Source organism: Nonlabens ponticola (assembly GCF_003966335.1).
Taxonomy (GTDB): Bacteria; Bacteroidota; Bacteroidia; order Flavobacteriales; family Flavobacteriaceae; genus Nonlabens; species Nonlabens ponticola.
Genome location: NZ_CP034549.1, coordinates 1342829 through 1368150 on the forward strand (window position 1 = coordinate 1342829; position 25322 = coordinate 1368150).

General features: G+C 41.0%; 24 protein-coding genes. 15 read left to right on the top strand and 9 right to left on the bottom strand.

All coding sequences use genetic code 11. The features are described from left to right. Nucleotides 1-10: 10 nt before the first annotated feature. Nucleotides 11-2320, top strand: a complete 2310-nt coding sequence (locus tag EJ995_RS06025; RefSeq protein ID WP_126446616.1) for a hypothetical protein — start codon at nt 11-13, stop codon at nt 2318-2320. Nucleotides 2321-2417: 97 nt separating this feature from the next. Here EJ995_RS06025 and EJ995_RS06030 read toward each other — a convergent pair whose 3' ends face one another. Next, a complete protein-coding gene (locus EJ995_RS06030) occupies nt 2418-3212 on the bottom strand; it encodes a hypothetical protein (RefSeq protein WP_126446617.1) in 795 nt (264 codons plus the stop codon). Then, on the bottom strand, nt 3213-3902 hold the full coding sequence (locus tag EJ995_RS06035) for a hypothetical protein (protein WP_126446619.1): 690 nt from the start codon (nt 3900-3902) through the stop codon (nt 3213-3215). A 358-nt stretch (nt 3903-4260) separates the two neighbouring features. Here EJ995_RS06035 and paaZ point away from each other — a divergent pair, with 358 nt between their 5' ends. The 8 genes from paaZ (at nt 4261) to EJ995_RS06075 (ending at nt 14140) form a co-directional block, all read left to right on the top strand. Further along, nucleotides 4261-6804: a phenylacetic acid degradation bifunctional protein PaaZ gene (gene paaZ / locus EJ995_RS06040; RefSeq protein ID WP_126446621.1), complete on the top strand. Its 2544-nt coding sequence runs from the start codon at nt 4261-4263 to the stop codon at nt 6802-6804. Nucleotides 6805-6916: 112 nt separating this feature from the next. Continuing rightward, on the top strand, nt 6917-7216 hold the full coding sequence (locus EJ995_RS06045) for a GIY-YIG nuclease family protein (protein ID WP_241234704.1): 300 nt from the start codon (nt 6917-6919) through the stop codon (nt 7214-7216). A gap of 50 nt (nt 7217-7266) precedes the next feature. Next, nucleotides 7267-8019, top strand: coding sequence for an enoyl-CoA hydratase/isomerase family protein (locus EJ995_RS06050; protein ID WP_126446626.1), 753 nt, complete (start codon nt 7267-7269; stop codon nt 8017-8019). A gap of 108 nt (nt 8020-8127) precedes the next feature. Further along, nucleotides 8128-9408 carry a S41 family peptidase gene (locus EJ995_RS06055; RefSeq protein WP_126446628.1) on the top strand — a complete coding sequence of 427 codons (1281 nt, stop codon included), beginning with the start codon at nt 8128-8130 and terminating at the stop codon, nt 9406-9408. A 51-nt stretch (nt 9409-9459) separates the two neighbouring features. Next, entirely contained in the window at nt 9460-10059 is a 600-nt protein-coding gene (locus tag EJ995_RS06060; protein WP_126446630.1) for an acyltransferase, read from the top strand. Between the two features lie 214 nt (nt 10060-10273). Next, nucleotides 10274-11635 (top strand): dihydrolipoamide acetyltransferase family protein, encoded by a 1362-nt coding sequence (locus EJ995_RS06065; protein WP_126446632.1) that lies wholly within the window; start codon nt 10274-10276, stop codon nt 11633-11635. Between the two features lie 13 nt (nt 11636-11648). Then, nucleotides 11649-12047: a GIY-YIG nuclease family protein gene (locus EJ995_RS06070; protein WP_317126817.1), complete on the top strand. Its 399-nt coding sequence runs from the start codon at nt 11649-11651 to the stop codon at nt 12045-12047. After that, a complete protein-coding gene (locus tag EJ995_RS06075) occupies nt 12044-14140 on the top strand; it encodes an alpha-ketoacid dehydrogenase subunit alpha/beta (protein WP_126448883.1) in 2097 nt (698 codons plus the stop codon). The genes EJ995_RS06070 and EJ995_RS06075 overlap by 4 nt, the downstream gene beginning before the upstream one ends. A 68-nt stretch (nt 14141-14208) precedes the next feature. Here EJ995_RS06075 and EJ995_RS06080 read toward each other — a convergent pair whose 3' ends face one another. The 4 genes from EJ995_RS06080 to EJ995_RS06090 all read right to left on the bottom strand — a co-directional run bounded on the left by EJ995_RS06080 (nt 14209) and on the right by EJ995_RS06090 (nt 17459). Then, nucleotides 14209-14634 carry an META domain-containing protein gene (locus tag EJ995_RS06080; RefSeq protein ID WP_164549875.1) on the bottom strand — a complete coding sequence of 142 codons (426 nt, stop codon included), beginning with the start codon at nt 14632-14634 and terminating at the stop codon, nt 14209-14211. Nucleotides 14635-14740: 106 nt separating this feature from the next. Further along, entirely contained in the window at nt 14741-15271 is a 531-nt protein-coding gene (locus EJ995_RS06085; RefSeq protein ID WP_126446638.1) for a DUF4136 domain-containing protein, read from the bottom strand. A 101-nt stretch (nt 15272-15372) separates the two neighbouring features. After that, nucleotides 15373-15525 carry a DUF5522 domain-containing protein gene (locus EJ995_RS13140; RefSeq protein WP_164549876.1) on the bottom strand — a complete coding sequence of 51 codons (153 nt, stop codon included), beginning with the start codon at nt 15523-15525 and terminating at the stop codon, nt 15373-15375. 17 nt (nt 15526-15542) lie between these two features. Then, a complete protein-coding gene (locus EJ995_RS06090) occupies nt 15543-17459 on the bottom strand; it encodes an autotransporter outer membrane beta-barrel domain-containing protein (protein WP_126446640.1) in 1917 nt (638 codons plus the stop codon). 245 nt (nt 17460-17704) lie between these two features. Between EJ995_RS06090 and EJ995_RS06095 the strand changes: the two genes are divergently transcribed. The 4 genes from EJ995_RS06095 to hemL are packed head-to-tail and all read left to right on the top strand — an operon-like array spanning nt 17705 to nt 21085. Beyond that, nucleotides 17705-18040: a hypothetical protein gene (locus EJ995_RS06095; RefSeq protein WP_164549877.1), complete on the top strand. Its 336-nt coding sequence runs from the start codon at nt 17705-17707 to the stop codon at nt 18038-18040. After that, the gene (locus tag EJ995_RS06100) at nt 18037-18987 is read left to right on the top strand and encodes a 1-aminocyclopropane-1-carboxylate deaminase/D-cysteine desulfhydrase (RefSeq protein ID WP_126446642.1); all 951 of its coding nucleotides are present in this window, start codon (nt 18037-18039) and stop codon (nt 18985-18987) included. The genes EJ995_RS06095 and EJ995_RS06100 overlap by 4 nt, the downstream gene beginning before the upstream one ends. Further along, on the top strand, nt 18968-19786 hold the full coding sequence (locus EJ995_RS06105; protein WP_126446644.1) for a glucosaminidase domain-containing protein: 819 nt from the start codon (nt 18968-18970) through the stop codon (nt 19784-19786). Before EJ995_RS06100 ends, EJ995_RS06105 begins: the two co-directional genes overlap by 20 nt. 6 nt (nt 19787-19792) lie before the next feature. After that, nucleotides 19793-21085 (top strand): glutamate-1-semialdehyde 2,1-aminomutase, encoded by a 1293-nt coding sequence (gene hemL, locus EJ995_RS06110; protein WP_126446646.1) that lies wholly within the window; start codon nt 19793-19795, stop codon nt 21083-21085. A gap of 33 nt (nt 21086-21118) precedes the next feature. On the opposite strand, the gene EJ995_RS06115 is transcribed toward hemL, so the two are convergent. The 3 genes from EJ995_RS06115 to lysS form a co-directional block, all read right to left on the bottom strand. Further along, nucleotides 21119-21595, bottom strand: coding sequence for a hypothetical protein (locus tag EJ995_RS06115; protein ID WP_126446648.1), 477 nt, complete (start codon nt 21593-21595; stop codon nt 21119-21121). Nucleotides 21596-21816: 221 nt separating this feature from the next. Further along, nucleotides 21817-22248 (bottom strand): hypothetical protein, encoded by a 432-nt coding sequence (locus EJ995_RS06120; RefSeq protein ID WP_126446650.1) that lies wholly within the window; start codon nt 22246-22248, stop codon nt 21817-21819. 160 nt (nt 22249-22408) lie between these two features. Then, nucleotides 22409-24100, bottom strand: a complete 1692-nt coding sequence (gene lysS, locus EJ995_RS06125; RefSeq protein WP_126446652.1) for a lysine--tRNA ligase — start codon at nt 24098-24100, stop codon at nt 22409-22411. Nucleotides 24101-24299: 199 nt separating this feature from the next. Here lysS and EJ995_RS06130 point away from each other — a divergent pair, with 199 nt between their 5' ends. Next, on the top strand, nt 24300-24458 hold the full coding sequence (locus EJ995_RS06130) for a YqaE/Pmp3 family membrane protein (protein WP_126446653.1): 159 nt from the start codon (nt 24300-24302) through the stop codon (nt 24456-24458). A gap of 110 nt (nt 24459-24568) precedes the next feature. Further along, entirely contained in the window at nt 24569-25282 is a 714-nt protein-coding gene (gene lipB, locus EJ995_RS06135) for a lipoyl(octanoyl) transferase LipB (protein ID WP_126446656.1), read from the top strand. Nucleotides 25283-25322: the final 40 nt, after the last annotated feature.

Here is a 25322-nt window from a genome sequence, read left to right on the forward strand (position 1 = left end):
AATATAGCTTATGAAATATCTGTACTTACTGTTTTTATCATTTGGAGTTTTTAGTGCTGCTCAAGAAAATGTTGCAAAATCTATTAATACGACTGCGTATAAAGATCATTACAATGTTCCTCACGAGGCTCTTTATCTTCATTTGAATAAGAATGTTGTGGTGCCCAGCGAGCCCATAGGCTATAGTATTTATGTAAAAGATATCGCACAATCAGGCATAGATACCTTGGCTACTAATGTTTATGTCACTTTAGAGAATGACCAAGGAAAACGAGTAGTTAGTGACCTCAATCTTTTATCGAAAGGATATGGTCATGGTCTAATAACAACTGATTCACTGGAGACCGGAAACTATATACTTAAGGCTTTTACTGGCTGGATGCGCAATTTTGACAATCCGCATTTTTTCCAAGAAACAATTACCATAGTAGATCCTACTGAAAATATAACACGTGCCAATGCGGCTAGAGAATTCGACATTCAATTGATGCCAGAAGGTGGTCATTTGGTAGAAGGTATCCCGAATACGGTAGGTGTTGTCATTAAGGATCAATATGGCCAAGGTGTTGCGACAAAAGGTATTGTGGTAAATGATGATAACACGATAACCACCTTTAATACTGACTCAAGAGGATTAGGTCGTTTCACTCTTTTTCCACAAGGCGTCAAACAATATATATGTAAAGTCAATTTGAATGACAAATCATTGACTGAAGTTCTACCTATGGCAAAAAACGAAGGGTACAACCTGCAATTAATACCGTGGAGTAGCGATATCACCATTCAACTCAATAGAAGAAATAGGAATGATAAAGACGTCAAGGTCATACTTCATAAAGGGCAAAAGTTGGTAGTTTATGACCCAGTTTTTGTAGATGATAAAGCTGTTTATAGTCTCAAAAAATCTACTTTACCTACTGGTGTTAATAAGGTTACCGTCATTGAAAATGGTAAGGAGGTTCTTTCTCGTACACTTTTTAACGACTATGATTTTGAGGTATTAGATGTTTCAAATCCTAGTGTAATTGTAGAACAAGATAGTTTATCACTGTATGTATCAGCCGTAAAAAATTCGGGTGATTTAGTATCAAGTATTTCTGTGCTACCAGCTGGTAGTGTTGCCTATAACAACGACGCGTCAATTGTATCTTCTTTTATTCTACGTCCTTATATTAAAGGCTCTGTACAGGATCCTAATTATTACTTTGAAAATATGGATCGACGCAAATTATACGATCTTGATAATTTGTTGATTACACAAGGATGGAGCGCCTACAAATGGGAAGATTATAAAGAAGTCAATGTAAAGTATCCCTATGAAGAAGGCATAGGTGCTAGAATTGCAGTTAATGGCAAAGTACAGGAGAGCTATTTTGTGTTACCATTGAAAAATTCATCCAGCTCATTGTTTACTAAGGACGAGTTGGATGAGTCTAGAACATTTATGCTTAAGGGCTTAACGCCTACAAATAAGGAGCAACTCAAGGTCTCTGCTACAAAAAAGAATCAACGCCCGGTAAAACCATCGCTTGCTCCTACATTTTATCCTAGTATTGTTCCTGATTTTGATAATTCTTACGATTATATATTGAGTAATGATTTACCACAAATTGAAAGTGGACAAATGATCTCATCATTTTCGTCTGGGACCACTCAATTGAGTGAAGTATTAGTAAAAGCCAAAGCAAGAGAAGAGAGGCGTCAAAAGCTGGTTGATGAATCTTTCAATCAGGTTTATGTATTCAACGAGGCCGATAGAAGAAATACATTAAATCTCGCATTATGGCTCAACCAGCACGGATTTATTGCAAATCAAGATGGTGGATTTCTCACGGTCTCTAATAGAAATCCACAAAGCATTAATGCCTCTGTTGAGCCGCTGTTTGTAGTAGATGATGTCATTTATAACGATCCTTCAATTCTAGGTAATCTAGATATGAATACGGTAGATTATATTGAAATTAACCGACAAGGAAGTGGGTATGGTTTTAGAGGCTCTGGTGGCGTTATTATTATTAATACAGATCCTACATTATCCTCAGTAAATTCCACAAATGCCAACGTAAGTTCCTATAAATTTCCAATCACCTTTAAAAAGCCGCAAGAATATTTTAAACCAGCGTACCTAAGTACACAAACAGATGTTTTTCAAAAGCTAGGTGCAATACATTGGGAACCACGAGTCAATTTAACAGGTGAATCAATCGAGAAAATAAAGTTCACATCACAATACAGAGGTGATGCCTTGATGATTGTAGAAGGAATGAATGCTGATGGCGCGCTTGTGAGCCGGATAGTTAAGTTCAATATTCCTGAGTAAGGCTTTATGTTTTCAAGGTTGTTCCCTTATCTAGGAAATGGTTAAAACCCATGATATCATTTAATTACGCTTTCGCGAAAGCGGGACGTTTATAAATTTATATCAACTTCTCAATAAAGAAGAACGAGCTACCATTGTCTCGTAAATAAGTAGGTCCAGTACTGGCGCCAAAAGCTCTGTTGGTCCTGATGGTTATGATTTGTCCAGCAGTCACTTCAATAGTTTGGGTAAAAGAGATAGAGCCATTTTCCGTTGCAGTGCTGGTAGCATTAAGCTCTGTACTGCGGTATAGTGCTCCTTTACCTGTAACAGCACTACCATCGGCAGCACTGAGGTATAATCGTGCCTCGATCTCTGATTTATTAGTGGTTGCTGTGAGCGATATACCGACTGATATTTGATATCTACCAGATTCCAAAACTTGCAGCTCGCCACTGTTTAGGCGGTTGTATAACATCGCATTATCGTTAAATGTAGCTACAGATGCAAGCAAAGGAACAATAGCCCTGCCAGAATTGGGATTAAGATTGATGCTTGATGTTCCTGACGTTTCGTTCTCATATTTAGCCATTTGACCTACATAGGCGTTGAGCCGCTGCCATCTGTTACCATCCCAATAGTAATAACCTTTTCCTAGATCTGCATTGGTATTGAATACAAGGGTACCTTCCTCAATACTCAATGGTAAGGGTGCTGTGTTGTTTAAATCAGTAAGCGCTGTACTGGGTAATAGTACACCACTAGAATTGCTGGGATCATCCACATGCAACATAGTACCATTAGCAGGCGAGTCTATGCCAATGGCTACTTGAGCGAGAGCGGTATTACAAGATGCCATCAGCAATAGACCAAGGCATTTTGAAATAATCGATATTTTTAGCGCAGTATTCATCTAATCAATTTTAATTACAAAAAAGGTGCATTGTTCAGGATCTCTTAAATAGACAAGATCACTGTCTCTTTGCACGCCGTATGAAATAAGGCTTACCTCGTCACCAGCCTGCAATTCGTGAATCTCAGTAAAACTAACTGAGCCATCATCATCATTGCCACTGTCAGTATCTTGTAATTCATTACTCTCATAATAACCACCGGGAAAAGAGTCGCCACTTGAATTAGAAATTTTAATTCTCGTCTCAATTGTGTTCTCACCATCTTGACTTTCAAAACCTATTCCTAAGAAAAATTTATAACGTCCACTCGCTTTTATCTTTAACCTTGTGCGACCTATAACCTCATAAAGATCTGTGGTTTCATTAAAAATCGTTTTATCTAGAACCTCGAGCTCAACAGCATTTTCAGGCAATCGATTTAAGTTTGAGGCATCGCCTCCAGCAAATTGATTGGTGAATAATGCCTTTTTACCAATAAAAGGATCACGGTACTCCCATCTATGATTGGGGTCATCCCAGTAAACATAGCCAGGACCAGTTGCAGTATTTGTATTATAAACTATAGTGCCGTCAAGTATCCCGTTGGGTAGTGGTGACTCATCATTCAAATCAGGAATACTTGCCCTTGTCAATATGACGCCAGTTTCTTGTTGCGGGTCATGGACCTGCAACGCAACACCTGGGGCCATTTGCGTAATATTTATTCCAACCTGTGCTTGTAATTCCCCAATTATTAGCAGGCAGGAAATGAATAGTATTTTTTTCATCATCCCTATATGATACCACGAAGTTAGGACGATAACTGTTTATAAAATGCTAATACAGTCAGTTTGTCCTATAAATCGGTTATTAATGAATAATCGACGATTATCTGTCGTCAAAATACGCTGTTAATCTATAATTATCTATTAATAAGGCTATTACATCCTTGTGATTCAAGAATAATATATCCTATTTTTTATATGGCGATAATAGCTGGTTTGGCTAACGCCTGTTAGTTAAAGCAGGACCTTTTCAGTAAATTTGAAGTAAATCAATATCAATCTCATGAGCGTATTAGAGTCATATATTAATGGTCGCTGGACCGCCGGAAATGAAGACAGCGCAAAACCAATGTACGATGCCATCACGGGCGAGGTCATCGGACTTACAAGCACAAATGACTTGGATATACCATCGGTTTTACAATACGGTCGCGATCACGGCAAGGTATTGCGCGATATGACGTTCCAGCAGCGTGGCAATATGATCAAGAAATTAGCTCTGTACCTTGAAAAACGCAAGAAGCAGTTTTATGAGGTAAGCTACAAGACCGGCGCCACTCGTGCCGACTCTTGGGTAGATATAGAAGGTGGTTTCGGAAATCTATTTGCCAACGCCAGCCTGCGCAAGCTCTTTCCAGACCAGAGCTACGCGGTAGAAGGCGATCCTATTGATTTGTCTCGTGGTGGTCGCTTTATGGCGCATCACATTTTGGTACCCAAAAAAGGTGTTGCAGTACATATCAACGCTTTCAACTTCCCAGTTTGGGGTATGCTGGAAAAATGTGCCATTAACTGGATGGCAGGTATGCCAGCAGTGGTTTTGCCAGCGCCACAAACAGCATTCTTGACTGAGGCTGTAGCAAGAGAGATCATCAATTCTGGCATTTTGCCAGAAGGCGCTCTGCAATTACTCAGTGGTTTGACTACAAATATCCTGGATACCGTAAATTCTACTGATGTGGTCACATTTACTGGTAGCGCCGCAACAGGACGCAAGCTCAAGGCGCATCCACGATTGTTGGAAGAATCGGTGCCGTTTACTATGGAAGCAGATTCATTAAACTCTTCTGTGTTGGGACCAGATGCTGTTCCTGGCACGGCCGAGTTTGATATTTTTATCAAGGAAGTACGCAAAGAAATGACTTCTAAAGCTGGTCAAAAATGTACCGCCATACGCCGTATCATGGTGCCAGAAAACCTGATGGAAGATGTTCAAATTGCGTTAGGCAAGCAGCTATCTCAAACAGTCATTGGCGATCCATTATTGCGTGAGACGCGCATGGGCGCTTTGATCAATAACGATCAGTGTGACACATTGAAAGAACAAATAAAGAAAATTTCAAAAACCGCCAAGATTGTTTACGGCGATCTCGATGAAGTTGAAATTCAGGGCGATCGCGCGCAGAATGGCGCTTTCATGTCACCTATTTTGATGCGCGAGGACCAGCCGTTCAAGAACACGATGGTTCATGAGGTAGAATGTTTTGGCCCAGTCAGCACTTTGATGCCGTATAAGAATCTGGACGAGGCGATAGAGCTGGCTCATATGGGTAAAGGCTCGTTGGTGAGCAGCGTGGTTACTAGTGATGACGCTTTCGCGAAAGTGTACACCATAAACGCCGCATCTTCACACGGTAGAATTTTGACACTCAATAAAGAATCTGCACCACAATCCACGGGACATGGTTCACCATTACCATTATTGGTTCATGGAGGTCCAGGACGCGCCGGTGGCGGCGAGGAAATGGGTGGTTTGCGTGGTATTAAGCATTACATGCAACGTTGTGCAGTTCAAGGAAGTCCAACATCACTGACCGAAATTACAGGGATTTATCAGCCAAATGGCGCTTATAAAGAAGCCGAAAAGCATCCGTTTGCATATCATTATGAGGACATCAAACCCGGAATGTCGCTAGAAACTCATAAACGCACGCTGACAGATACCGATATCCAGAATTTTGCCAACCTCACATGGGATCATTTCTATGCGCATACTGATATCACAAGTCTTGAAGGCAGTATTTTCAAAAAGCGCACCGCACACGGTTACTTTATCATCAGCGCTGCGGCTGGACTTTTTGTGTATCCTAACAAAGGACCAGTAAGTGCCAACTACGGTCTGGAAGACATCAGATTCCTAAGACCGTTGTACCACAACGATACCATCTATGTGCGTTTGACTTGTAAGGAAAAACGTGAGCGCGACGTGAGTGGTCGCGAGCATCCATCGGGAATCGTCAAATGGTATGTAGAAGTATTTGATGCAGAGCCTGTAGATTATGAAAACGGCAAGACAGATGAAGAAGCTGATTCTCTCGTTGCCATTGCTACGATTTTGACGATGGTAGAAAAGAAACAGGATACTTTCAAAGAAATTACTGAAGATTATATCAAGTTCGCTTTCGCGAAATTGAACGCTGATTCAAAACCTCAATGGGGTTCTATGACTGCACAACATATGGTCGAGCATCTTGAAATGAGTTACCGTATCGCCAGCGGCGAGATTCAGGATTTTGAGGTAGCAACACCAGAAGAACATCTGGAAAAAGTAGCCGCTACTTTATGGAACTATAAAAAAATGCCACAAAACCACAAGATGCCACTCATGAAACAGGACGGCACTTTGGAAGACTTGAAATACGAAGACCTGGAAACGGCTAAAGAGAAGATGCTCGAAGCGAGACAGCAATACTTAAATTATTTCAAGCGTCATCCTAAGATCGTGACTAAGAATGCTGTTTTTGGGGAATTGAGTAAGTATGAGTGGTATTTACTCGAGAGGAAGCACTTGAATCACCACTTTGAGCAGTTCCAAATTTCCGCATAGGCTTCACAAATTTCTTTGATTGTCAAGCCGTCGCAGGACGGCTTCGCTTTAAATCTAACGCAATGACAGAATCAAACGACGATATGTAATGAAAACAATGTACACTTACATAATGGCTCATATTAAGAACCGTTTATTCTATGTGGGCGTTACAAACAATATTAAGCAACGAGTCTTTGACCATAAGCATGCGACCTTTGGGACACATACGGGTCATTACAATATCAAACAATTAGTTTGGTATGAGAAACATGACCAACCGTTGGAAGCGATCAGAAGAGAAAAGCAAATTAAAAAATGGAAACGAGAGTATAAAATCAATCTCATAGAGTCCATAAATCCTGAATGGATCGATCTTGCGGCAGATTGGGATTTTACTCGCTATTTGACAAGTAAGGAAAGATTTAAATAAACTATAAACCGAAGCCGTCCTGCGACGGCTTGACACATAAAACTAATATTTTGACTGCACCATACGTAAAAACAACTACAGAAAATCAAATACAAACCATAGAATTCTTCCATCCAGCGCACAACTCGCTGCCAGGAGATATTCTGGCGCAACTTGCACAAGCCATAACAGATGCTGGTAATGACGATGCCACCAAAGTCATCATCCTAAAATCTGGTGGCGAGCGCACCTTTTGTGCTGGAGCCAGTTTTAAGGAATTGATTGCCATCGATGACGCTCAGACTGGTGAGAAATTTTTTATGGGATTTGCAAATGTGATCAACGCCATGCGCAAATGTCCAAAGTTCATAATCGGGCGTGTACAAGGAAAAACAGTTGGTGGTGGCGTTGGTGTCGCTAGTGCAACAGATTATTGTTTTGCAACCAAATTTGCCAGCATCAAATTGAGCGAACTCAACATAGGTATTGGACCCTTTGTGGTTGGTCCAGCGGTAGAACGCAAACTAGGATTGAGTGGTATGAGCCAAATTGCGATCAACGCCAATGAATTTTACTCACCAGAATGGGCGCAACAAAAAGGATTGTTTGCTGAAGTGTATGAATCTACCGAAGCCATGGATGAAGCAGTACAAAAGTTTGCAGAAAATCTATGCAACTACAATCCAGAAGCCATGAAACACATGAAAGAAATGATGTGGTCTAATTGCAATCATTGGGATACTTTACTTGCGGAGCGAGCCAAGATTTCAGGAAAATTGGTGTTGAGCGAGTTTACTAAAAAGACCTTGAAGAGATTTAAGTAGAGCTGTAAGGCACCCATTTCATCGATACAATTATCTGATTCATAGATTTTGTTCTTCGTGACCTGTGTTGCGTGATGATATTGCAGTCATCATTCAAATAAGCAAGTCATGAAAACTGTCATCATTATCTCAGTTGTATTTTTTATCAGCAACTTCACTCGAGTATCTGCATCAGTTGATTGTGATTGTAAGCAAGAGCTTAACTTTTATTATAATTCACTTAAAGAGATTGAATCTTATGAGCAAATCAAAGGATCAAACGAGCAGGAATTTGATGAGCTATATGCTGACTTGATTCATTCAATCAGTGGTAATGTGACTAGAGTTGAATGTTTTAGAAAGATTTCTCAATTATCTGCGCTCATAAAAGATGAGCATGCGCTTCCAATCATGAAAGGTTTTCCTATCGAGAAAGGAGATAGCCTCACTAATCCTACAACGCTAGCACAGCTGCGATCTAGCGATTACTTTCAAGAATTGCCTAGAGTTTCAATGAATCTTGATTCATTGCAGACAGTACTTGAACCAAGACCTATAGATAAAGTTGAAGGATTATATCCTTTAAAAGACATGACATTGGGAATCGTCAAAACTTCCAACAATGAATACATCTCTGTCGTCATAACTTCAGAGTCAGATCTATGGGAGCCTGGTATGATTCAAGGTTATTATACCCAATTGCCATCAGGTAATTTTCAGGTCACATTTGCGCAGTTATCTCACAAACAATGGTACACTGTGCGCAATGAGAATTTTGCAAATGGTCGTTTTTTTATCACCAGACTCAAAAAAGAAAATTTGCCTCAATTCTATGACATTATCGATGAGAACGAGGCCAAATTTAGCTACAAGCGCATCAATAAGGATGTTGACTACCTAAGAATGGGTAGCTTCTCTCGCATGACTAATAATGTAGCACAATCTAAAGAGTTACTTGCTCAAGTAGAAGGTAAGCTAAACGGCGACCACTTAATTTTTGATTTGCGCAACAATAGCGGTGGTGCAGCTCGAGTTTCAAAGCCTTACCGCAAGCTGATCAAAAAATTTGCTAAAAACGGTAAAGTCTGGATTCTATTAAACAAATACTCGGCTAGCCAGGCAGAAATCACTGCATTAAGCTTGAAAGATCTTGACAACGTTAAATTGGTGGGACACAATACCTTTGGTGCATCGTCCTATGGCTCCAACTACGGCAAGGTTTCCGTTTCTCCATCGGGCAATTTTTACCACACGGTCACCGATATGAACGTTTCAGAAAACCTAGAGTATGAAGAAGTTGGTGTGCCGGTAGACATTGAGTTAGATCTACAAACAGACTGGATTGAGCAAGTTCTCAAATTGACTGCGATGCGAGATGTCGATAATGAGAGCGCTTTCGCGAAAGCGTAATTCCTGACAAACATTCTCACAAATCATTAAATTGCCGTAAGATTCAATCTTATGGCAATTTATAGTTTCAAGGGACATATTCCAGTAATCCATGAGTCCAGTTTCGTACATCCACAGGCGAGTGTGATTGGCAATGTGATCATCGGCGAGAATTGTTACGTTGGGCCTAGTGCGGTAATACGTGGTGATTGGGGCGAGATCATTTTGGAAGATGGTGTCAACGTGCAGGAAAATTGTACCGTACATATGTTTCCAGGTAAAAGTATCCGCTTTCGTGAAAGCGCACATATTGGCCACGGTGCCGTGATCCATGGAGCTAATTTGGGCAGAAACTGTTTGATAGGAATGAACAGCGTGATTATGGATGATGCTATTATCGGCGATGAGTGCATCGTTGGCGCCATGTCATTTGTAAAAGCTGAGGCTATTTTTGAGCCACGCTCTCTCATTGTGGGCAATCCTGCCAAAAAAATCAAAGAATTAAGCGATGAAATGATCGCCTGGAAAACTGCTGGAACTAGACTCTATCAGCAACTACCAGCCGATTGCCAAGCTACTATGAATGAGGTAGAACCGCTAAGAGAAATACCTGAAAATAGACCTGTTCAAGAAGATTTTTATAAAACGTTGCAGGAGATAAAGAAAAAGTAATTTTCAGCATGGAGCATAGACTTCAGACTTTCAAGTGTCAGGCCGAGCCTGTCGAAGCCGAATCAAATTCTCAAATGTCTTGTCGAGCGTAGTCGAGACCTCTTTTCTTAAAACAAATGACTTTGCTTTCGCGCCTGCCTGCCGGTCAGGCAGGAAAGCGAATTCCAACACAATCTTCACGACTAACAATTGTTAGTTTTTGTAAATTTGAGTCATGGCAACAACGACAGATTTCATACTGCCCAAAATGGGCGAATCCATTACCGAAGGTACCATTCTCAACTGGTTGGTTCAAGAAGGAGAATCCTTTATAGAAGGCGATATACTTGTAGAAGTAGGTACGGATAAAGTGGACAATGAAGTGCCAGCACCTTTCAATGGAGTGATGGTAAAACATCTAGCCAGCGACGGTGATGTAGTTGAAATAGGAAAGCCGGTGGCACAGATTGAGGCCAGTTCAGGAGATGCTGCTCAAAAGGTTGTACCAAACGATGATCATCAAGAGATCAAGAAGCCAGCAGGATTAGAAGATGTTGCGACGGACAAAGATTCCGATAGCCATCAGCAGATTCCGCATCAAGTGCGGAATGACAAGTCTAGATCTAAATCCTCTTCCGTTTCAAGTTCCTACGTCAACAAAGACCTATTTGTTAGCCCACTAATTGATAAAATCGCAAGGGAAAATCACATCTCGTATGAAGAACTTGCAAGAATTCCAGGTTCAGGAAACGAAGGAAGATTGCGCAAGAGTGATGTTATTCAATATCTTAAAGACGGAAGGCCTCACCAATTTGCCCAACCAGTAAGTGCAGAGCCAGACCCAACGGCTTACCGTATACCGCAATTAAAACTTGACAAAGGAACTGGCAGGATTGTAGAGATGGACCGCATGCGATCCATGATCGCAGATCATATGGTTTACAGCAAGCATACGAGTCCGCACGTGACGGCATATGTCGAGGCAGACCTTACCGATTTAGTTAAATGGCGCAACGCCAATAAGGCCGCTTTTCAAGAAAAACACGGCGAGCGATTGACTTTTACACCATTGTTTGTCGATGCAGTAGCAAAGGCAATTAAAGAATATCCAAATATCAATGCCAGTGTTGATGGCAAGAAAATCATTATCAAAGAAAATATCAATGTAGGGATGGCAACTGCATTGCCTTCAGGAAACTTAATCGTTCCTGTGGTAAAAAATGCAGATCAAAAAACCTTGCCACAAATCGCAGCAGATGTCAACCGCATGGCAAATCTCGCTAGAGAAAATAAATTGGGCGGCGATGACATCAAAGGCGGAACTTTTACTATTTCAAATGTTGGAACCTTCGGTTCGTTAATGGGTACACCAATTATCAATCAGCCTGAGGTTGCCATATTGGCCACTGGAATTATCAAAAAACGCGCTGAAGTAATCACGAGAGATGGTGAAGACAAAATAGAAATTAGGAGTATGATGATGCTTTCCTTATCGTTTGATCATCGAGTAGTGGATGGATTTTTAGGAGGATCATTTTTGAAGCAGGTGGCTGATAATTTGCAGCAAATTCCTGCCTACGCAGGAATCTCAGACTAAAATGTACCAACTCATGGATTCAACACCTACTTTTCACGTCTACATTATGACAAATAAAAAAGATGGTGCTCTATATATTGGATATACCAGCGACATTGAGTCACGAGTGATCGAACTTAAAACCAAATTGAATCCAAAATCCTTCACTGCAAAATACAATTGTGACAAGCTGGTTTATCTTGAAGAGCACCATACTCGAGCCACTGCAGAAAAACGAGAATCTCAGATGAAGAAATGGAAAAGAGAATGGAAAATAGAATTAATCGAGAAGTTAAATCCTGAATGGATGGATGTCGCGATGAATTGGTCGACTGATAGTCACATCACTTTAAAAAGTAAACGAATTAAAGCATCTATAGATTACTATAAGGACATTGGTAATCTAGATGTATGGGAAAGCACCGCATTATGAGCAACAATCAACGAGATTCCCACTTTCGTGGGAATTTAGGAACAGCATACCGTAATCTAACCACCGCCAAAGCAATGGCCGAACTCTACGAGGAAAACTTTAAGCAGGTTTCCAAGTACGTTCACGCCACAAGCCGCGGCCACGAGGTCATTCAGACTGCTGTAGGCATGCAGCTATTGCCACAGGATTATGCGTTTCCTTACTATAGAGACGACGCTATGCTCTTGGCTATAGGAATGAAGCCGTATGACTTGATGCTGCAATTGCTAGCAAAGAAAGCTGATCCATTTTCTGGCGGTCGTACTTATTACTCACATCCATCATTAAAGGATGATGACAAGCCTAAAATACCGCATCAATCCAGTGCTACTGGTATGCAGGCTATTCCTGCAACGGGTGTGGCAATGGGAATGTGGTACAAGGAAAGCCTCAATGAGGAACAGAAAGAGATGCTGAAACAAGTTCAGCATGACAGCAATGACGGTGTTGTCGTCTGTTCCCTAGGCGATGCGTCCGTTACCGAAGGCGAGATTGCTGAGGCCATGCAAATGGCCGCACTCAAACAGTTGCCTATTCTTTATTTGGTGCAGGATAATGGCTGGGACATTAGTGCCAATGCAGCCGAAACCAGAGCTCAGAACGCTGCCGAGTATGCGGCAGGTTTTCACGGCATCGAGGCGATTTCTATTGATGGAACTGATTTTGAGCAGAGCTACAACACGATCAATGAGGTCATAGAAAAAATCCGTAAGGAGCGCAGGCCATTTTTAGTACACGCGACCGTTCCCTTATTGAATCACCATACCAGCGGCGTGCGCATGGAATTTTATCGCGATGATTTGGAAGAATCTCGAGAGCGCGATCCATATCCTAAAATGAGGCAATTACTTCTTGACAATGGCTTTACTGTGCAGGAACTTGATGATTATGACGCTTTCGCGAAAGCGGAAACACAAAAAGCTCTACAACAAGCGACAGAAATGCCCGATCCAGAGCCAGCGGACTTGTTCACGCACGACTTTGCACCAACACCAATAACTGAGGAGCGCGGCGAGCGATCGCCAGCAGGTGCAGAAAAAGTGGTGATGGTAGATTGTGCGCTATTTGCCATAGAAGAATTGATGCGTAAACACCCAGAATGTTTGCTGTACGGTCAAGACGTTGGTGGTAGATTGGGCGGCGTTTTTAGAGAGGCAGCAACGCTGGCACAGAAATTTGGTGACAATAGAGTATTCAACACACCCATCCAGGAAGCATTTATCGTGGGTAGCACGGTAGGAATGAGCGCGGCAGGTTTGAAGCCCATCGTTGAGGTACAGTTTGCCGACTACATCTGGCCTGGTTTGAACCAATTATTTACTGAGGTTTCCAGGTCATGCTATTTAAGTAACGGTAAGTGGCCTGTATCCATGATATTGCGTGTACCGATAGGCGCATATGGATCTGGTGGGCCATATCATTCCAGCTCTGTAGAAAGTGTGATTACCAATATTAGAGGTCTTAAAATCGCCTATCCATCCAACGGTGCCGACTTGAAAGGCTTGATGAAAGCTGCTTATTATGACCCGAATCCAGTAGTGATCTTTGAACATAAAGGATTGTACTGGTCAAAAGTCAAAGGAACCAAAGGAGCAACCAGTATCGAACCTAGCGAGGATTATGTATTGCCTTTTGGTAAGGCTTGGGTGTTGCAGGAAATCTGGAAAAAGGAAGAAGAGGAAACCTTGAGCATTATCACCTATGGAATGGGCGTGCACTGGGCCATGAACGCTACGGCAGAACTTGGTTTACAGGATAGAGTAGAAGTAGTAGACTTGAGAACGCTGCATCCGCTGGATTATGATACGGTTTTTGCCAGCGTTAAGAAATGCGGTAAATGTCTTGTAGTTACTGAAGAGCCCAGCGATAACGGATTCTCTAGAGGCCTGCAAGGTCGTATACAGGAAGAATGCTTCAAATATCTGGATGCACCAGTAATGATCATAGGTTCTGAAAATATGCCTGCTATACCACTTAATTCAGTTCTTGAAGAAACGATGATACCTAGTACTGAGAAAGTGAAAGTGAAGATTCAAGAGGTGTTGAACTATTAATATATCTTACAAATCAAAAAGCGCTCAAATCACAAGATTTGAGCGCTTTTTGTATAGACGGACAACTTTTATTCAGTCTGGGCATTTGCTACAATTACCACATTGCTTTCTGCATCTGTAAGCGTCAATGTATTATCAGTTTTTGAATAGCGCGTGACTTTTTTGAGAGCCGCTAGAAACTGATTTTCAATATCCAGATTAGGACAACTTTTTCTTGTGACAGCGATCTCGCCAATAGATAGTTGCAAATTGTTTACTGTAAAATCTGCATTGTAATTGTTACAACCTGCAAAACCATTCACACTGCGAGACAATCCATTAAAATTAATCGTCTGGTTATTGCCACGCATGTTCTCGCCATCAACAAGGGTTACATCATACGCGCCGTTGAGCTCTATACGGCTTCCTGTATCCAGCGCCCTGCGTGTTTCTTCACAGCTATAGGATATTAAAGCGAGAAAAAGAATTGGAACTATTACTTTGAGAATTTTCATCGTTTTTATTTTAAAAATAGGAATTGCGCTCATCTCGTTTGCTTAACAAAGCCATAAAAAAAGTGTCATCCATAAGATGACACTTTAATTCTATCTGGTAATTTGCTTATTTGTTAGGTGGGAATTGCATCAGGATTTCCCTTACAATTTCGTTGGTTCTTTCCACTTTTTCGCGAGGTTCTGTCTTGAGAGGCGCTTGACCTATTCCTTGCCATATCAACTCCTTATCGTTTGCATCAATAAGGTCGATATAAAGAACACCTTCGGTAGTGCGAGAAACATTGTTACCAAATGGCCCGCCAAAACCAAAGCCGCCCCAACCCCAACCATAGCCAAAGTTCCAACCCCAATTATTGTAAACGTCAACACGTTCCTGCGTATCTGTAAATATGCTTACGAGTAAATCTGGATTTTCAGATTTGGTGAAGCCTTTAGCGCCCATTTCTGCATCAATAGCGCGCAGAATGCGTTTTTTGTCTAGTTCTGAAATGTTTGCCTCGTCCACACCTTGCTTGAAGTAAGCATAGGTTTTGTACTGATTAAAGTCTGTGCCTATCGCATAATCTTGCGATACACGTACGGTCTGGCAGCTCACCATAGCAGTAATGATTGCCATTAGAAGTAATGTCTTTTTCATGTCAATAGTTTTTTAGATTATTACGCTTTCGCGAAAGCAAAAACATGATCCATCAAATAAACATCAAAATCAATGCCGTATTGTAGCCCGCGATCATGGAATTAGTCGCGATCCTTATCATAGCCATACGGACAATGGCGACAGCCGCTCTTGCAACAATAGCCGCGTTTAAGATGATATTGTTCTGTAAAGCAGCGGTAACCTTCTGGAGTGAGGTAGTAATCGCCATCTTCCACAGGAATGATCTTTTTCATCCTGTAAAGGTAGTGGGTTATTTTACTTTGGTAATGGTAAAGTTTGCTGCACCTATGGAACGTATAACGACTGGCTCAGTACTTGTGGTTTCTCCTGAAACTAATATGGAAACATCATCGCCAGCCTGAAGCTCAACAGTTTCATTGATTATTATAGTACTCGCATCATGTGACTCTTGACGTCGTATGTAGCTATTTGAAGATGTTGCCCCAGTAATAATATCAACGCCACCTCTAGTGACCTCAATTTCTGCGTCAATATTTGTTCTATTGGTACCAGAGGTACGAATAATTGGAATATTTACCTTAATCTCATAACGTCCGTCTTCACCTATGATAAGGTCATTACCATTGGCAGACAATTCCACAGGTGCAAAGAGCGCATTATCATCATTCCATACCTGAAAACCAAATAGAGGCACCTCGTCGGCAGGATTGACATTTAGGTTGATTGTATTATTATTGCTTGTAAATCTTGCAGATCTGCTTTCGGGAGTTTGAGGCACCCAACGTGTGCCATTCCAGTAATAAAAGCCAGGCCGCACATCATTATTATAACCAGCAGGTGTGAAATTAGTTGCTGTATTGAATACCAATAATCCAGTCGCTGGATTTGCTATTGGGCCTTGTTGAGACGCGTCAGTCAAAGCAACTCGATTTATCAACAAGCCCTGATTTGTTGATCCCATATCTATCGCCGCACTTGCATTAGGTGTGGCATTGTCGATGCCTACAGATCCTGTCGCTTTAATATTAATGTTGTCTACAACTGTTAATGCAGTGTTACCATCGTTTTCAATACCAATACTGAGTAATGCATTCTCAGGACTAGTACCAACATTATTATTGTCATCAAATTGTATGTAGGCATAATCACTGCCTTTGTTTTCGGCACTAGGAAAGATTATGGACGATGAACCGCCTGCATCATTGTGTTCTATTATTAGTGAGCCTTGAGTTGGACTGGACTCAGTACCTACTTCCTCAACTATATGCAATTTACCTGCTGGGTCAGTAGTTCCTATACCAATATCACTGTTAGAATTTATGGCAAAAGTATCATTGTCATCGATTTTAAAATCGATGCTATTATTTGTAGCAAAGATGAACGGTGCATTGAGATCAGTAGGATCTGCAGGAATGATGTTCAAGTTGCGGTTTGCACTATTTTCAATTCTCAACAAATTGTCATTAGTTTGAATTGTACGATCACCTGTTAGTGTCCCATTCGTATTATAAATATTACCAGAGTATGCGCCTGTGTCTTGACGTACTACATCACCATTTGCATCAACGCCCAAAATGCCTGTGGCTGTTCCATTAAGGGTCGCATCAGCATATTCTGGTAGTGTAATGCTACCATTCTCATTAAGTTCCAGAGTGGATTCTACCAGACTAGGGTCAGGATTGTTGCCTTGTGTGGCAAAAACCAATTTACCTTGCGTAGCTGTATTCAAATAAATAGCAGCATCATAACTATTACCGCTATTGCGAAAGGCTATACCTAGAGAATCCGCGTTGCTGGTGCGTCTTAAAGTCAAGGCATTTTCTCCTAATGAGCTGTTGATTTGCAATCTATTATTAGCGGCGTTAATTTCTCTATCACCGCTTAAGTTTCCATCCGTATTGTAAACAGAGGTATCCTCATCTGCCTCAGCCAGTCGTTCCCAGGTGTTGCCATCCCAAAAATAAAAACCTTCACCAGTTGTAGTATTAGTATTATAAACCATGGTACCAACTGGAGTGCCGGTAGGTAAAGGTGTTACCGTGCCTAGATTTGCTATACTCGCCTTAGTGATAAGCAATCCTTCTGTACCATCACCTTCTAGGTGCAGCAGCGTACCATCTGCTGGGGTAGCCGTACCTATACCGACCTGTGCCTGTACAGTAATTGTTAATACAAATAAAAATAAACAGAGTAACCTTAAAATCATAATTTGATCGACTTTTTTAATTCGGCGCAAAGATAAACTGCGTATTTTCAGCGATATAGCGGTTTTATGCTAATTGATCGTTAAGCTTATGACCTTTAAATCTTAATATTTTATCTATTGTTAACTCAAAGCCGATAATTTTTCTGTTAATCGATACATTTAACATTTGGTAATTTAGAGAGTTACGTATAAATAATCGTTTGAAGTGACAATAGTTATTATATTGGCTTTTCAAATTAATCTAGGTGATTATCATACTCAAGCAATTGAAGCTTCTCAATATTGATGGTATCACCCTATATCCATTTGTCCTCCTGCGTGAACGTGAAATGTCACATGATAAACAATTGATAAATCATGAGTACATTCATTTGAGACAACAATTAGAGTTGCTCATCATTCCTTTTTATCTATGGTATATATTGGAGTATTTAGCTTTGAGATTGAAATACAGTCATCGTACTGCATACCGTAATATTGTTTTTGAGAAAGAGGCATATTCAATGGATACTAATCAAGAGTACCTAGAATCTAGATCTATCTGGGCGTTTGTGAAATTCTATAATGCAAGAACAAAATGACTTGGAATCTAATATTTGAACCTCAAGACTCCATCAATCAATTATTTAAAGATATTGGTGACACTCGCATCAATATAAAACGTGATGATTTATTACACCCTAGTGTATCGGGCAATAAACTGCGCAAGCTCAAATACAACCTAAGGGATTTCTTAAATTCGGATAAGAGCGCCGTGTTAACTTATGGCGGTGCGCATTCAAATCATATTGCAGCAACCGCTGCGGCAGGTCAACTATTAGGAATACAAACAATCGGTGTTATACGAGGAGAAGAATTAGCTCATGACATCGAGAAAACCTTACAACATAATAGCACTCTCAGGCTTGCCCATGACAAGGGTATGAAGTTGCATTTTATGGATCGTGAATCCTATAAACACAAGAATGCTCAAATAGTGCAAAACAGATTAGTAGAAGAGCATGGTAACTACTACGACATTCCCGAAGGCGGCACAAACGATCTAGCCATAAAAGGAACCGCCCAGATCTTAACTGAAAATGATAAAAACACCTACCAAATAATTGCCGTGGCGGCTGGTACCGGTGGTACCGCAGCTGGAATTATCGAATCTAGCAGTTCTAATCAATTTGTGTTCGTTTTTAGCGCTTTGAAGGGCGATTTTCTCAAGAAGGAGATTTCAAAATATACTAGGCGCACCAATTTTGAGGTAGTGAGTGAGAATACATTTGGTGGTTATGCACGATCTAATGATGTGTTGATTAGTTATATGAACGTTAGCTTTCGCGAAAGCGGAATTCCTCTCGATCCTATCTACACGGCAAAGATGATGTACGGTCTAGAACTGCTGATTCAGCAAGGTGTCATTAGCAGTAAAACTCGTATTTTAGCGATTCATACGGGCGGTTTACAAGGCATCAAAGATTACAATGCCATGCTGCTTAAAAAAGGTCGCATCACGATTGATTATGCAAGTGAGATTCTATAAATACGGTTGCTTTTTTTTACTACTCATCATCTTGACCAGTTGTGGATCTAAAAAGATTCCCACAACACGAGAAGATCAACGTACCACTAGACCACAACCGCGAGTGGTAAAGGAAACCGAAGAAAAAGTTACTCAAGAAATCAAGCCTGTTTTCAAGGATCAAGTATCTGCTTACATTGACGAGTTTGCACAAGATGCGATGGAAGAAATGGCACTCTATAAAATTCCTGCAAGCATTACACTGGCTCAAGGAATTCTAGAAAGTGGATCGGGAAAAGGTCGACTTGCCGTTGAGGCAAATAACCATTTTGGCGTTAAGTGCCATAAAGGCTGGACTGGCGGTAGGATTTATCACGATGACGATGCTGCGCAAGAATGTTTTAGAAAATACAAGGATGCTAGTTACAGTTATAGAGATCACTCCTTATTCTTGACGCAGCGCAAGCAGTATAGTAAATTGTTTGAATTAGATCTAGACGATTACAAAGCATGGGCTCGTGGATTGCGTGCTGCAGGTTATGCCACGGATATAAGGTATCCACAAAAACTCATCAGCCTTATCGAGCGTTACCAACTAGATCGATATGACGATGAAGTGTTGGGCAATACTAATGTACGCACTCAACCAGCAGCGATGGTTGCCGATCAGTTAAATTATACTATTAAGGCAGGCGACACGCTATACGGTCTTTCTAAAAAATTCAATACCAGCGTTAATCGCATTAAGATCATTAATGGACTCAAGAGTAATGAGATCGCCGTAGGCGCGACCATACTTATCGAGCCAGATTCAAAATAATATTTCATGTCTTTTACCTATCAACGTAGTAGCGCTCTATTTAAAGAGGCTCAACAATATATTCCTGGTGGTGTCAATTCTCCAGTACGCGCCTTTAACGCTGTAGGCGGCGATCCTGTTTATGTAGAAAAGGCCAAAGGTGCCTACCTACACACCGCAGATGGCAACCAGCTTATTGATTACATAGCTTCTTGGGGTCCCATGATTTTGGGACATGCATTTGAACCAGTGGTTGAGGCTGTGGTAAAAGCCACTAAGAATGGTACTTCTTATGGAATGCCCACCGAAATTGAGACTCAAATCGCAAAGCTCGTAGTGAGCATGGCACCTAATATTGATCAGGTGCGAATGGTAAATTCAGGAACCGAGGCGTGCATGAGTGCCGTGCGACTGGCTCGCGGTTTCACTGGTCGAGACAAGATCATCAAATTTGCTGGTTGTTATCACGGTCACAGCGATTCTTTCCTGATTCAAGCGGGTAGCGGTGCAGTAACCTTTGGTAGTCCCAATAGTCCTGGCGTTACCGCTGGTACCGCAAAAGATACTTTGCTAGCACCTTACAATAATCTGGATGCGGTGAAAGAAATCTTTGAGAAAAATATAGAACAGATTGCTTGTGTAATCATAGAGCCTATTGCTGGAAATATGGGCTGTATCATTCCGCAGGACGGTTTTCTAGAAGGTATTAGAGAATTGTGCGATGCACATGGCTCTTTGTTTGTGTTTGATGAGGTGATGACAGGCTTCCGCCTTGCGCCAGGTGGTGCCCAGGAAACAACAGGAGTCAAGGCAGACATTGTGACTTATGGTAAAGTAATAGGTGGTGGATTGCCGGTAGGTGCTTTTGCGGCACGTCAAGAAATTATGAACCATCTGGCGCCCATTGGTCCAGTGTATCAGGCAGGAACCTTGAGTGGTAATCCGTTAGCGATGAGTGCTGGTCTTGCCATGTTACATCATCTTAACTCCAATAAAGAAGTATTTACCAGTCTAGCAAAGAAAACAGAATACCTTCATAAAGGCATTGATGAAGCGTTGTCAAGCAAAGGAATCGATTACCAGATCAATAGATATGGCAGCATGATGTCGGTGCACTTTACAGACAAGCCAGTAGTTGATTTTCAAAGTGCTGCAACTGGAAATAACGATTGGTTTAAAAAATACTTTCATGGCTTGCTAGAACACGGTATTTATTTACCGCCTAGTGCTTTTGAAAGTTACTTTTTAAATGACGCGTTGAGTTATGCAGATCTAGATAAAACGATTCACGCCACTAGCGATGTTGTTGGTAGCTGGTAAGCGCCTAAGGTGTCTGAATATTAATTATATTTCTTAGCGTAAAAAACTCTTGCGATAGATAGCATAATTTTCTTCTCCTAAAAACTCGCGTAGTGCGGTAGGAAATCTTTTATTAGGTGTGGTAGATTCCTCACCAATTTTAGCTTTTACCGTGGTGTTTTCATTTGCTGGAACATTTTTATAGTTCTCTAGAAACGCTTGCAATTCAATTCTTCTACCTTCTAGTAATTGAGCAGCTTGCATGATACTTTGAACACTGGGTAGCTGGTTTACTGCTTGAATAGTTTTAAATGCTACTGGCTTTGCAACTATTTTTACGTCCATTGACTCAGCTTTTATGGGCGTACTGTTAGTTATGACTTGAAAAGGCTGGCGATTTTCAGCTGCGGTTGCTTTGGGAGTTGTTTCCTGGCTGGGTTTTAGGACATTAATTTTCTCAAATTTAACGGGAGCCTGTTGCGCACTAACGCCTAAACCACACAATAGAATTACTAAAACTAAATATCTCATGACACATATTTAAAAGAAATATATGCAATAGAAATCTTTTTCACCGATAAAGGAAGTGAAAAACCGACTAAGAACACCAATGTCTTTAAATCTGATCGGTGAATAACACTATTATCATATTTCTATCAGACGGCAGATTGTATTGATAAAGTACCGCATGGCAAGAAAAAAGCCTGAAAGCAATTACTGCAATCAGGCTCACATCATCAACCAAATAAAAATTATTTACCTCGTCTTGGACGATCTTCTCTGCGATCAGACATTCTTTTGCGAGCTTGCATTTTCTTACGAGCCATTTGCTTTTCAAATTTTTCGTATTGCTCTTCGTTCAAGATGTCTTTCATAGCGCGCTTCATTTCGATTTGCTTGGCAAGTCTTTCTTCTTGTAGCTCAAGCTTTTGCTCTGCGGTGAGTTTTTGACGTTCCTCGCGAGTCATTTTGTTTTCCTGACGATCCATTTGCTTTTCAAGAATTAATTGTTTGACTTGATTTTGCTGTTTATCAGATAAATCTAACGCCAATGTCATTTTTTGCGCCTGGATGGTTGCTGTCTGTTCAGGATTTGCATTTTTGGCTAGCATTCTAGGATTGCGTTGTGCATTGGCACCTATCATAGCAAAAATCATCACAAGTGGTAAAAGGAAATTTTTCATAGTGTATGTATTTGTTTGTTACACACTTATGACGCAGCTTTTCTGGTTAGGTTTAATGGTATGAAAGATTTCAGTCATATTTATTCAGGAAAATACAGACTTAGCTCAACAAAAAAGCCGCTGTTTGTACAGCGGCTTTTACTATAATTAAATATCGGGCTTATAACACCTCAATAAACAAACCGTCATCGGTTTTACTGACCTTGGCGACTTTCTTGCTTGTTAGTCCTTTTACAGCCTTATCCCATTTTTTATTGGATAATCCTGATTCTGCTTTTAGGTCATTCAGGTCAGCTTTTTGATGTTTTTTGAGTCTTTCAAATACTACTTTTTCATCCTCATTGAGCTCCACGCCAGCTTTTTTCTCTGGTCGCATTTGTGGGAAGAACAACACTTCTTGAATCGACGGATTATTGGTTAGGAACATAATCAAGCGATCCATACCTATTCCTAGTCCTGAAGTTGGTGGCATACCATATTCCAGCGCTCTCAAGAAATCCTGATCAATAAACATAGCCTCGTCATCACCACGATCTGCTAGTGCAGCCTGCGCTTCAAAACGCTCACGTTGATCGATAGGGTCATTCAACTCAGTATAGGCATTAGCGATTTCCTTACCGCAAACCATGAGTTCAAAACGCTCTGTCAAATTAGGATCGTCCCTATGTGATTTACACAACGGGCTCATTTCTTTGGGATAATCTGTAATGAAAGTCGGTTGGATAAAGTTGCCTTCGCATTTCTCACCAAAGATCTCGTCAATCAACTTGCCTTTCCCCATGGTTTCATCTACGTCGATTTGTTGCGCTTTCGCGAAAGCGTACAACTCTTGCTCACTTTTACCCGTAATGTCAAAACCAGTGTATTTGATGATCGCATCAGTCATGGTCACACGTGGGTACGGTGCTTTCCACTCAATCTCATGCTCACCAAAAGTACTTGTCGTCTTACCATTCACCTTTACCGCACAGTGCTCCAGCAGGTTCTCGGTAAACTCCATCATCCAGTTGTAATCCTTGTAGGCTACATAGATTTCCATCGCGGTAAATTCTGGATTGTGCGTGCGGTCCATACCTTCATTCCTGAAGTTCTTGCTGAATTCATACACACCATCAAAACCGCCCACGATCAAACGCTTCAGGTACAACTCATTGGCAATACGCATATATAGCGGTATGTCTAGCGAGTTGTGGTGCGTGATAAAAGGTTTGGCCGCGGCGCCACCTGGAATGGGTTGTAGGATAGGAGTTTCAACCTCAAAATACTCACGATTGTTGAAGAATGAACGCATGGCGTTGAAAAGCTTGGTGCGCTTGACAAAAACTTCCTTCACATCTGGATTGACCACAAGATCTGCATAGCGCTGGCGATAGCGCATTTCTGGATCATTAAACTCGTCGTATGTATTTCCATCAGCATCTGTTTTAGGTAATGGCAGTGGTTTTAATGCCTTGCTCAACAACTCAAAGTTCTTGACCATGATAGTTTGCTCGCCTACCTGCGTGGTAAAAAGCTCGCCTTCAATACCTATAAAATCACCTATGTCTAGTAATTTTTTATAGACCTCATTATATAATGTTTTATCATCATCAGGACATATCTCGTCACGATTAAAATAGACCTGGATTCTACCGGTGCTGTCCTGCAACTCTGCAAACGATGCCTTTCCTTGAATACGTCTCGACATCAATCGTCCAGCTACAATTACCTTTTTTTCTTCTTGAAAATCAGCTTTGATGGACGCCGCAGTCGCATCTACATGATATTGCGCCGCTGGATATGGATTGATTCCCATCTCACGCAATTTGTCTAGTTTATCTCTTCTTACGATTTCCTGTTCAGAAAGTGGCATAGTTACATCTTCTTTAAGCGGGCAAAGATAACCTTGCACATTGGTGTGACAAAGAGTATTAGCACGAGACTAACAAGGAGGATTTTAAAGTTTCCGCTTTCGCGAAAGCTGAATAACCACAATCTCACTGCAGCATTTATAATATCGTTTTAAATCATAGATTTGAAGTTATCTATTGATAGCATAAAAACTAAGACCTATGTCCATATGGAGAGTAATATTAGCGATCATTATGCCACCGCTAGCTGTGCTGGATAAAGGCTGTGGTTCTATTCTTATCGTTTTTATACTCACGCTGTTAGGATGGATTCCTGGTGTGATCGCGGCGTTGATTATTTTGAATAATCCAGATAGGTAAAGAGGTCTTTGATTAATCCCTATGGCAGCGCTATGTATATTTATACGTGTGGGTTCAAGTCCCATCCTAGGCACTGTGATCAATCCTAAAGCTATTCCTACCTTTACATCATGAATAAAAAAGTCATTTTTCAGGATTTAGGTCGTAAGGATTACAAGGAAACTTGGGATTTGCAGGAGCAGCTTTTTAAAGATGTTCTGGATACCAAAATCAAGAATAGGAGAGAAGACGCTGGACTGGAAACTAGAAATCATCTGCTATTTGTAGAACATGATCATGTGTACACGTTAGGTAAAAGTGGTGATGAGCAAAACTTGCTGGCCAATAAGGAATTACTTGAAAAAATAGGTGCAACCTATTACAAGATCAATCGAGGTGGTGATATTACCTACCATGGGCCAGGACAGATTACAGGCTATCCTATTCTGGATCTAGAAAACTTCTTTACTGATATTCATAAGTACCTGCGGTTTCTAGAAGAAATGTTTATTAATATTCTAGCTGACTATAATTTGAAAGGCGAGCGTAGTCCTGGTGAGACTGGCGTATGGCTAGATGTTGGTACTCCATTTGCACGCAAGATATGTGCATTAGGCGTGCGTGCTAGTCGCTGGGTAACCATGCACGGTTTTGCATTCAACGTCAATACTGATTTAGGTTACTTTGATCACATCATACCATGTGGCATTGAGGACAAGTCTGTCACTTCGCTCGCAGCAGAACTAAAACGAGATATTGATACTGATGAGATCAAGGAGAAAATAAAGCAGCAGTTTTCTCAACTTTTTGAGGCGCAGCTGATTGACGAGACAACAATATCATAAAAACTGCCAATTGGGTTTTCGTTAGGTTGCCATAAGTAGT

Excerpts from the sequence above, each read along its gene's own strand:
- EJ995_RS06090 (WP_126446640.1), bottom strand. The coding sequence starts at position 17,459 with ATGATTTTAAGGTTACTCTGTTTATTTTTATTTGTATTAACAATTACT.
- EJ995_RS06075 (WP_126448883.1), top strand. The coding sequence starts at position 12,044 with ATGAGCAACAATCAACGAGATTCCCACTTTCGTGGGAATTTAGGAACA.
- EJ995_RS06025 (WP_126446616.1), top strand. The coding sequence starts at position 11 with ATGAAATATCTGTACTTACTGTTTTTATCATTTGGAGTTTTTAGTGCT.
- EJ995_RS13140 (WP_164549876.1), bottom strand. The coding sequence starts at position 15,525 with ATGAAAAAGATCATTCCTGTGGAAGATGGCGATTACTACCTCACTCCA.
- EJ995_RS06120 (WP_126446650.1), bottom strand. The coding sequence starts at position 22,248 with ATGAAAAATTTCCTTTTACCACTTGTGATGATTTTTGCTATGATAGGT.
- EJ995_RS06130 (WP_126446653.1), top strand. The coding sequence starts at position 24,300 with ATGTCCATATGGAGAGTAATATTAGCGATCATTATGCCACCGCTAGCT.
- EJ995_RS06060 (WP_126446630.1), top strand. The coding sequence starts at position 9,460 with ATGGCAATTTATAGTTTCAAGGGACATATTCCAGTAATCCATGAGTCC.
- EJ995_RS06115 (WP_126446648.1), bottom strand. The coding sequence starts at position 21,595 with ATGAGATATTTAGTTTTAGTAATTCTATTGTGTGGTTTAGGCGTTAGT.
- hemL (WP_126446646.1), top strand. The coding sequence starts at position 19,793 with ATGTCTTTTACCTATCAACGTAGTAGCGCTCTATTTAAAGAGGCTCAA.
- lipB (WP_126446656.1), top strand. The coding sequence starts at position 24,569 with ATGAATAAAAAAGTCATTTTTCAGGATTTAGGTCGTAAGGATTACAAG.
- EJ995_RS06105 (WP_126446644.1), top strand. The coding sequence starts at position 18,968 with ATGCAAGTGAGATTCTATAAATACGGTTGCTTTTTTTTACTACTCATC.
- EJ995_RS06045 (WP_241234704.1), top strand. The coding sequence starts at position 6,917 with ATGGCTCATATTAAGAACCGTTTATTCTATGTGGGCGTTACAAACAAT.
- EJ995_RS06035 (WP_126446619.1), bottom strand. The coding sequence starts at position 3,902 with ATGGCCCCAGGTGTTGCGTTGCAGGTCCATGACCCGCAACAAGAAACT.
- EJ995_RS06030 (WP_126446617.1), bottom strand. The coding sequence starts at position 3,212 with ATGAATACTGCGCTAAAAATATCGATTATTTCAAAATGCCTTGGTCTA.
- lysS (WP_126446652.1), bottom strand. The coding sequence starts at position 24,100 with ATGCCACTTTCTGAACAGGAAATCGTAAGAAGAGATAAACTAGACAAA.
- EJ995_RS06080 (WP_164549875.1), bottom strand. The coding sequence starts at position 14,634 with ATGAAAATTCTCAAAGTAATAGTTCCAATTCTTTTTCTCGCTTTAATA.
- EJ995_RS06070 (WP_317126817.1), top strand. The coding sequence starts at position 11,649 with ATGGATTCAACACCTACTTTTCACGTCTACATTATGACAAATAAAAAA.
- EJ995_RS06055 (WP_126446628.1), top strand. The coding sequence starts at position 8,128 with ATGAAAACTGTCATCATTATCTCAGTTGTATTTTTTATCAGCAACTTC.
- EJ995_RS06085 (WP_126446638.1), bottom strand. The coding sequence starts at position 15,271 with ATGAAAAAGACATTACTTCTAATGGCAATCATTACTGCTATGGTGAGC.
- paaZ (WP_126446621.1), top strand. The coding sequence starts at position 4,261 with ATGAGCGTATTAGAGTCATATATTAATGGTCGCTGGACCGCCGGAAAT.
- EJ995_RS06065 (WP_126446632.1), top strand. The coding sequence starts at position 10,274 with ATGGCAACAACGACAGATTTCATACTGCCCAAAATGGGCGAATCCATT.
- EJ995_RS06100 (WP_126446642.1), top strand. The coding sequence starts at position 18,037 with ATGACTTGGAATCTAATATTTGAACCTCAAGACTCCATCAATCAATTA.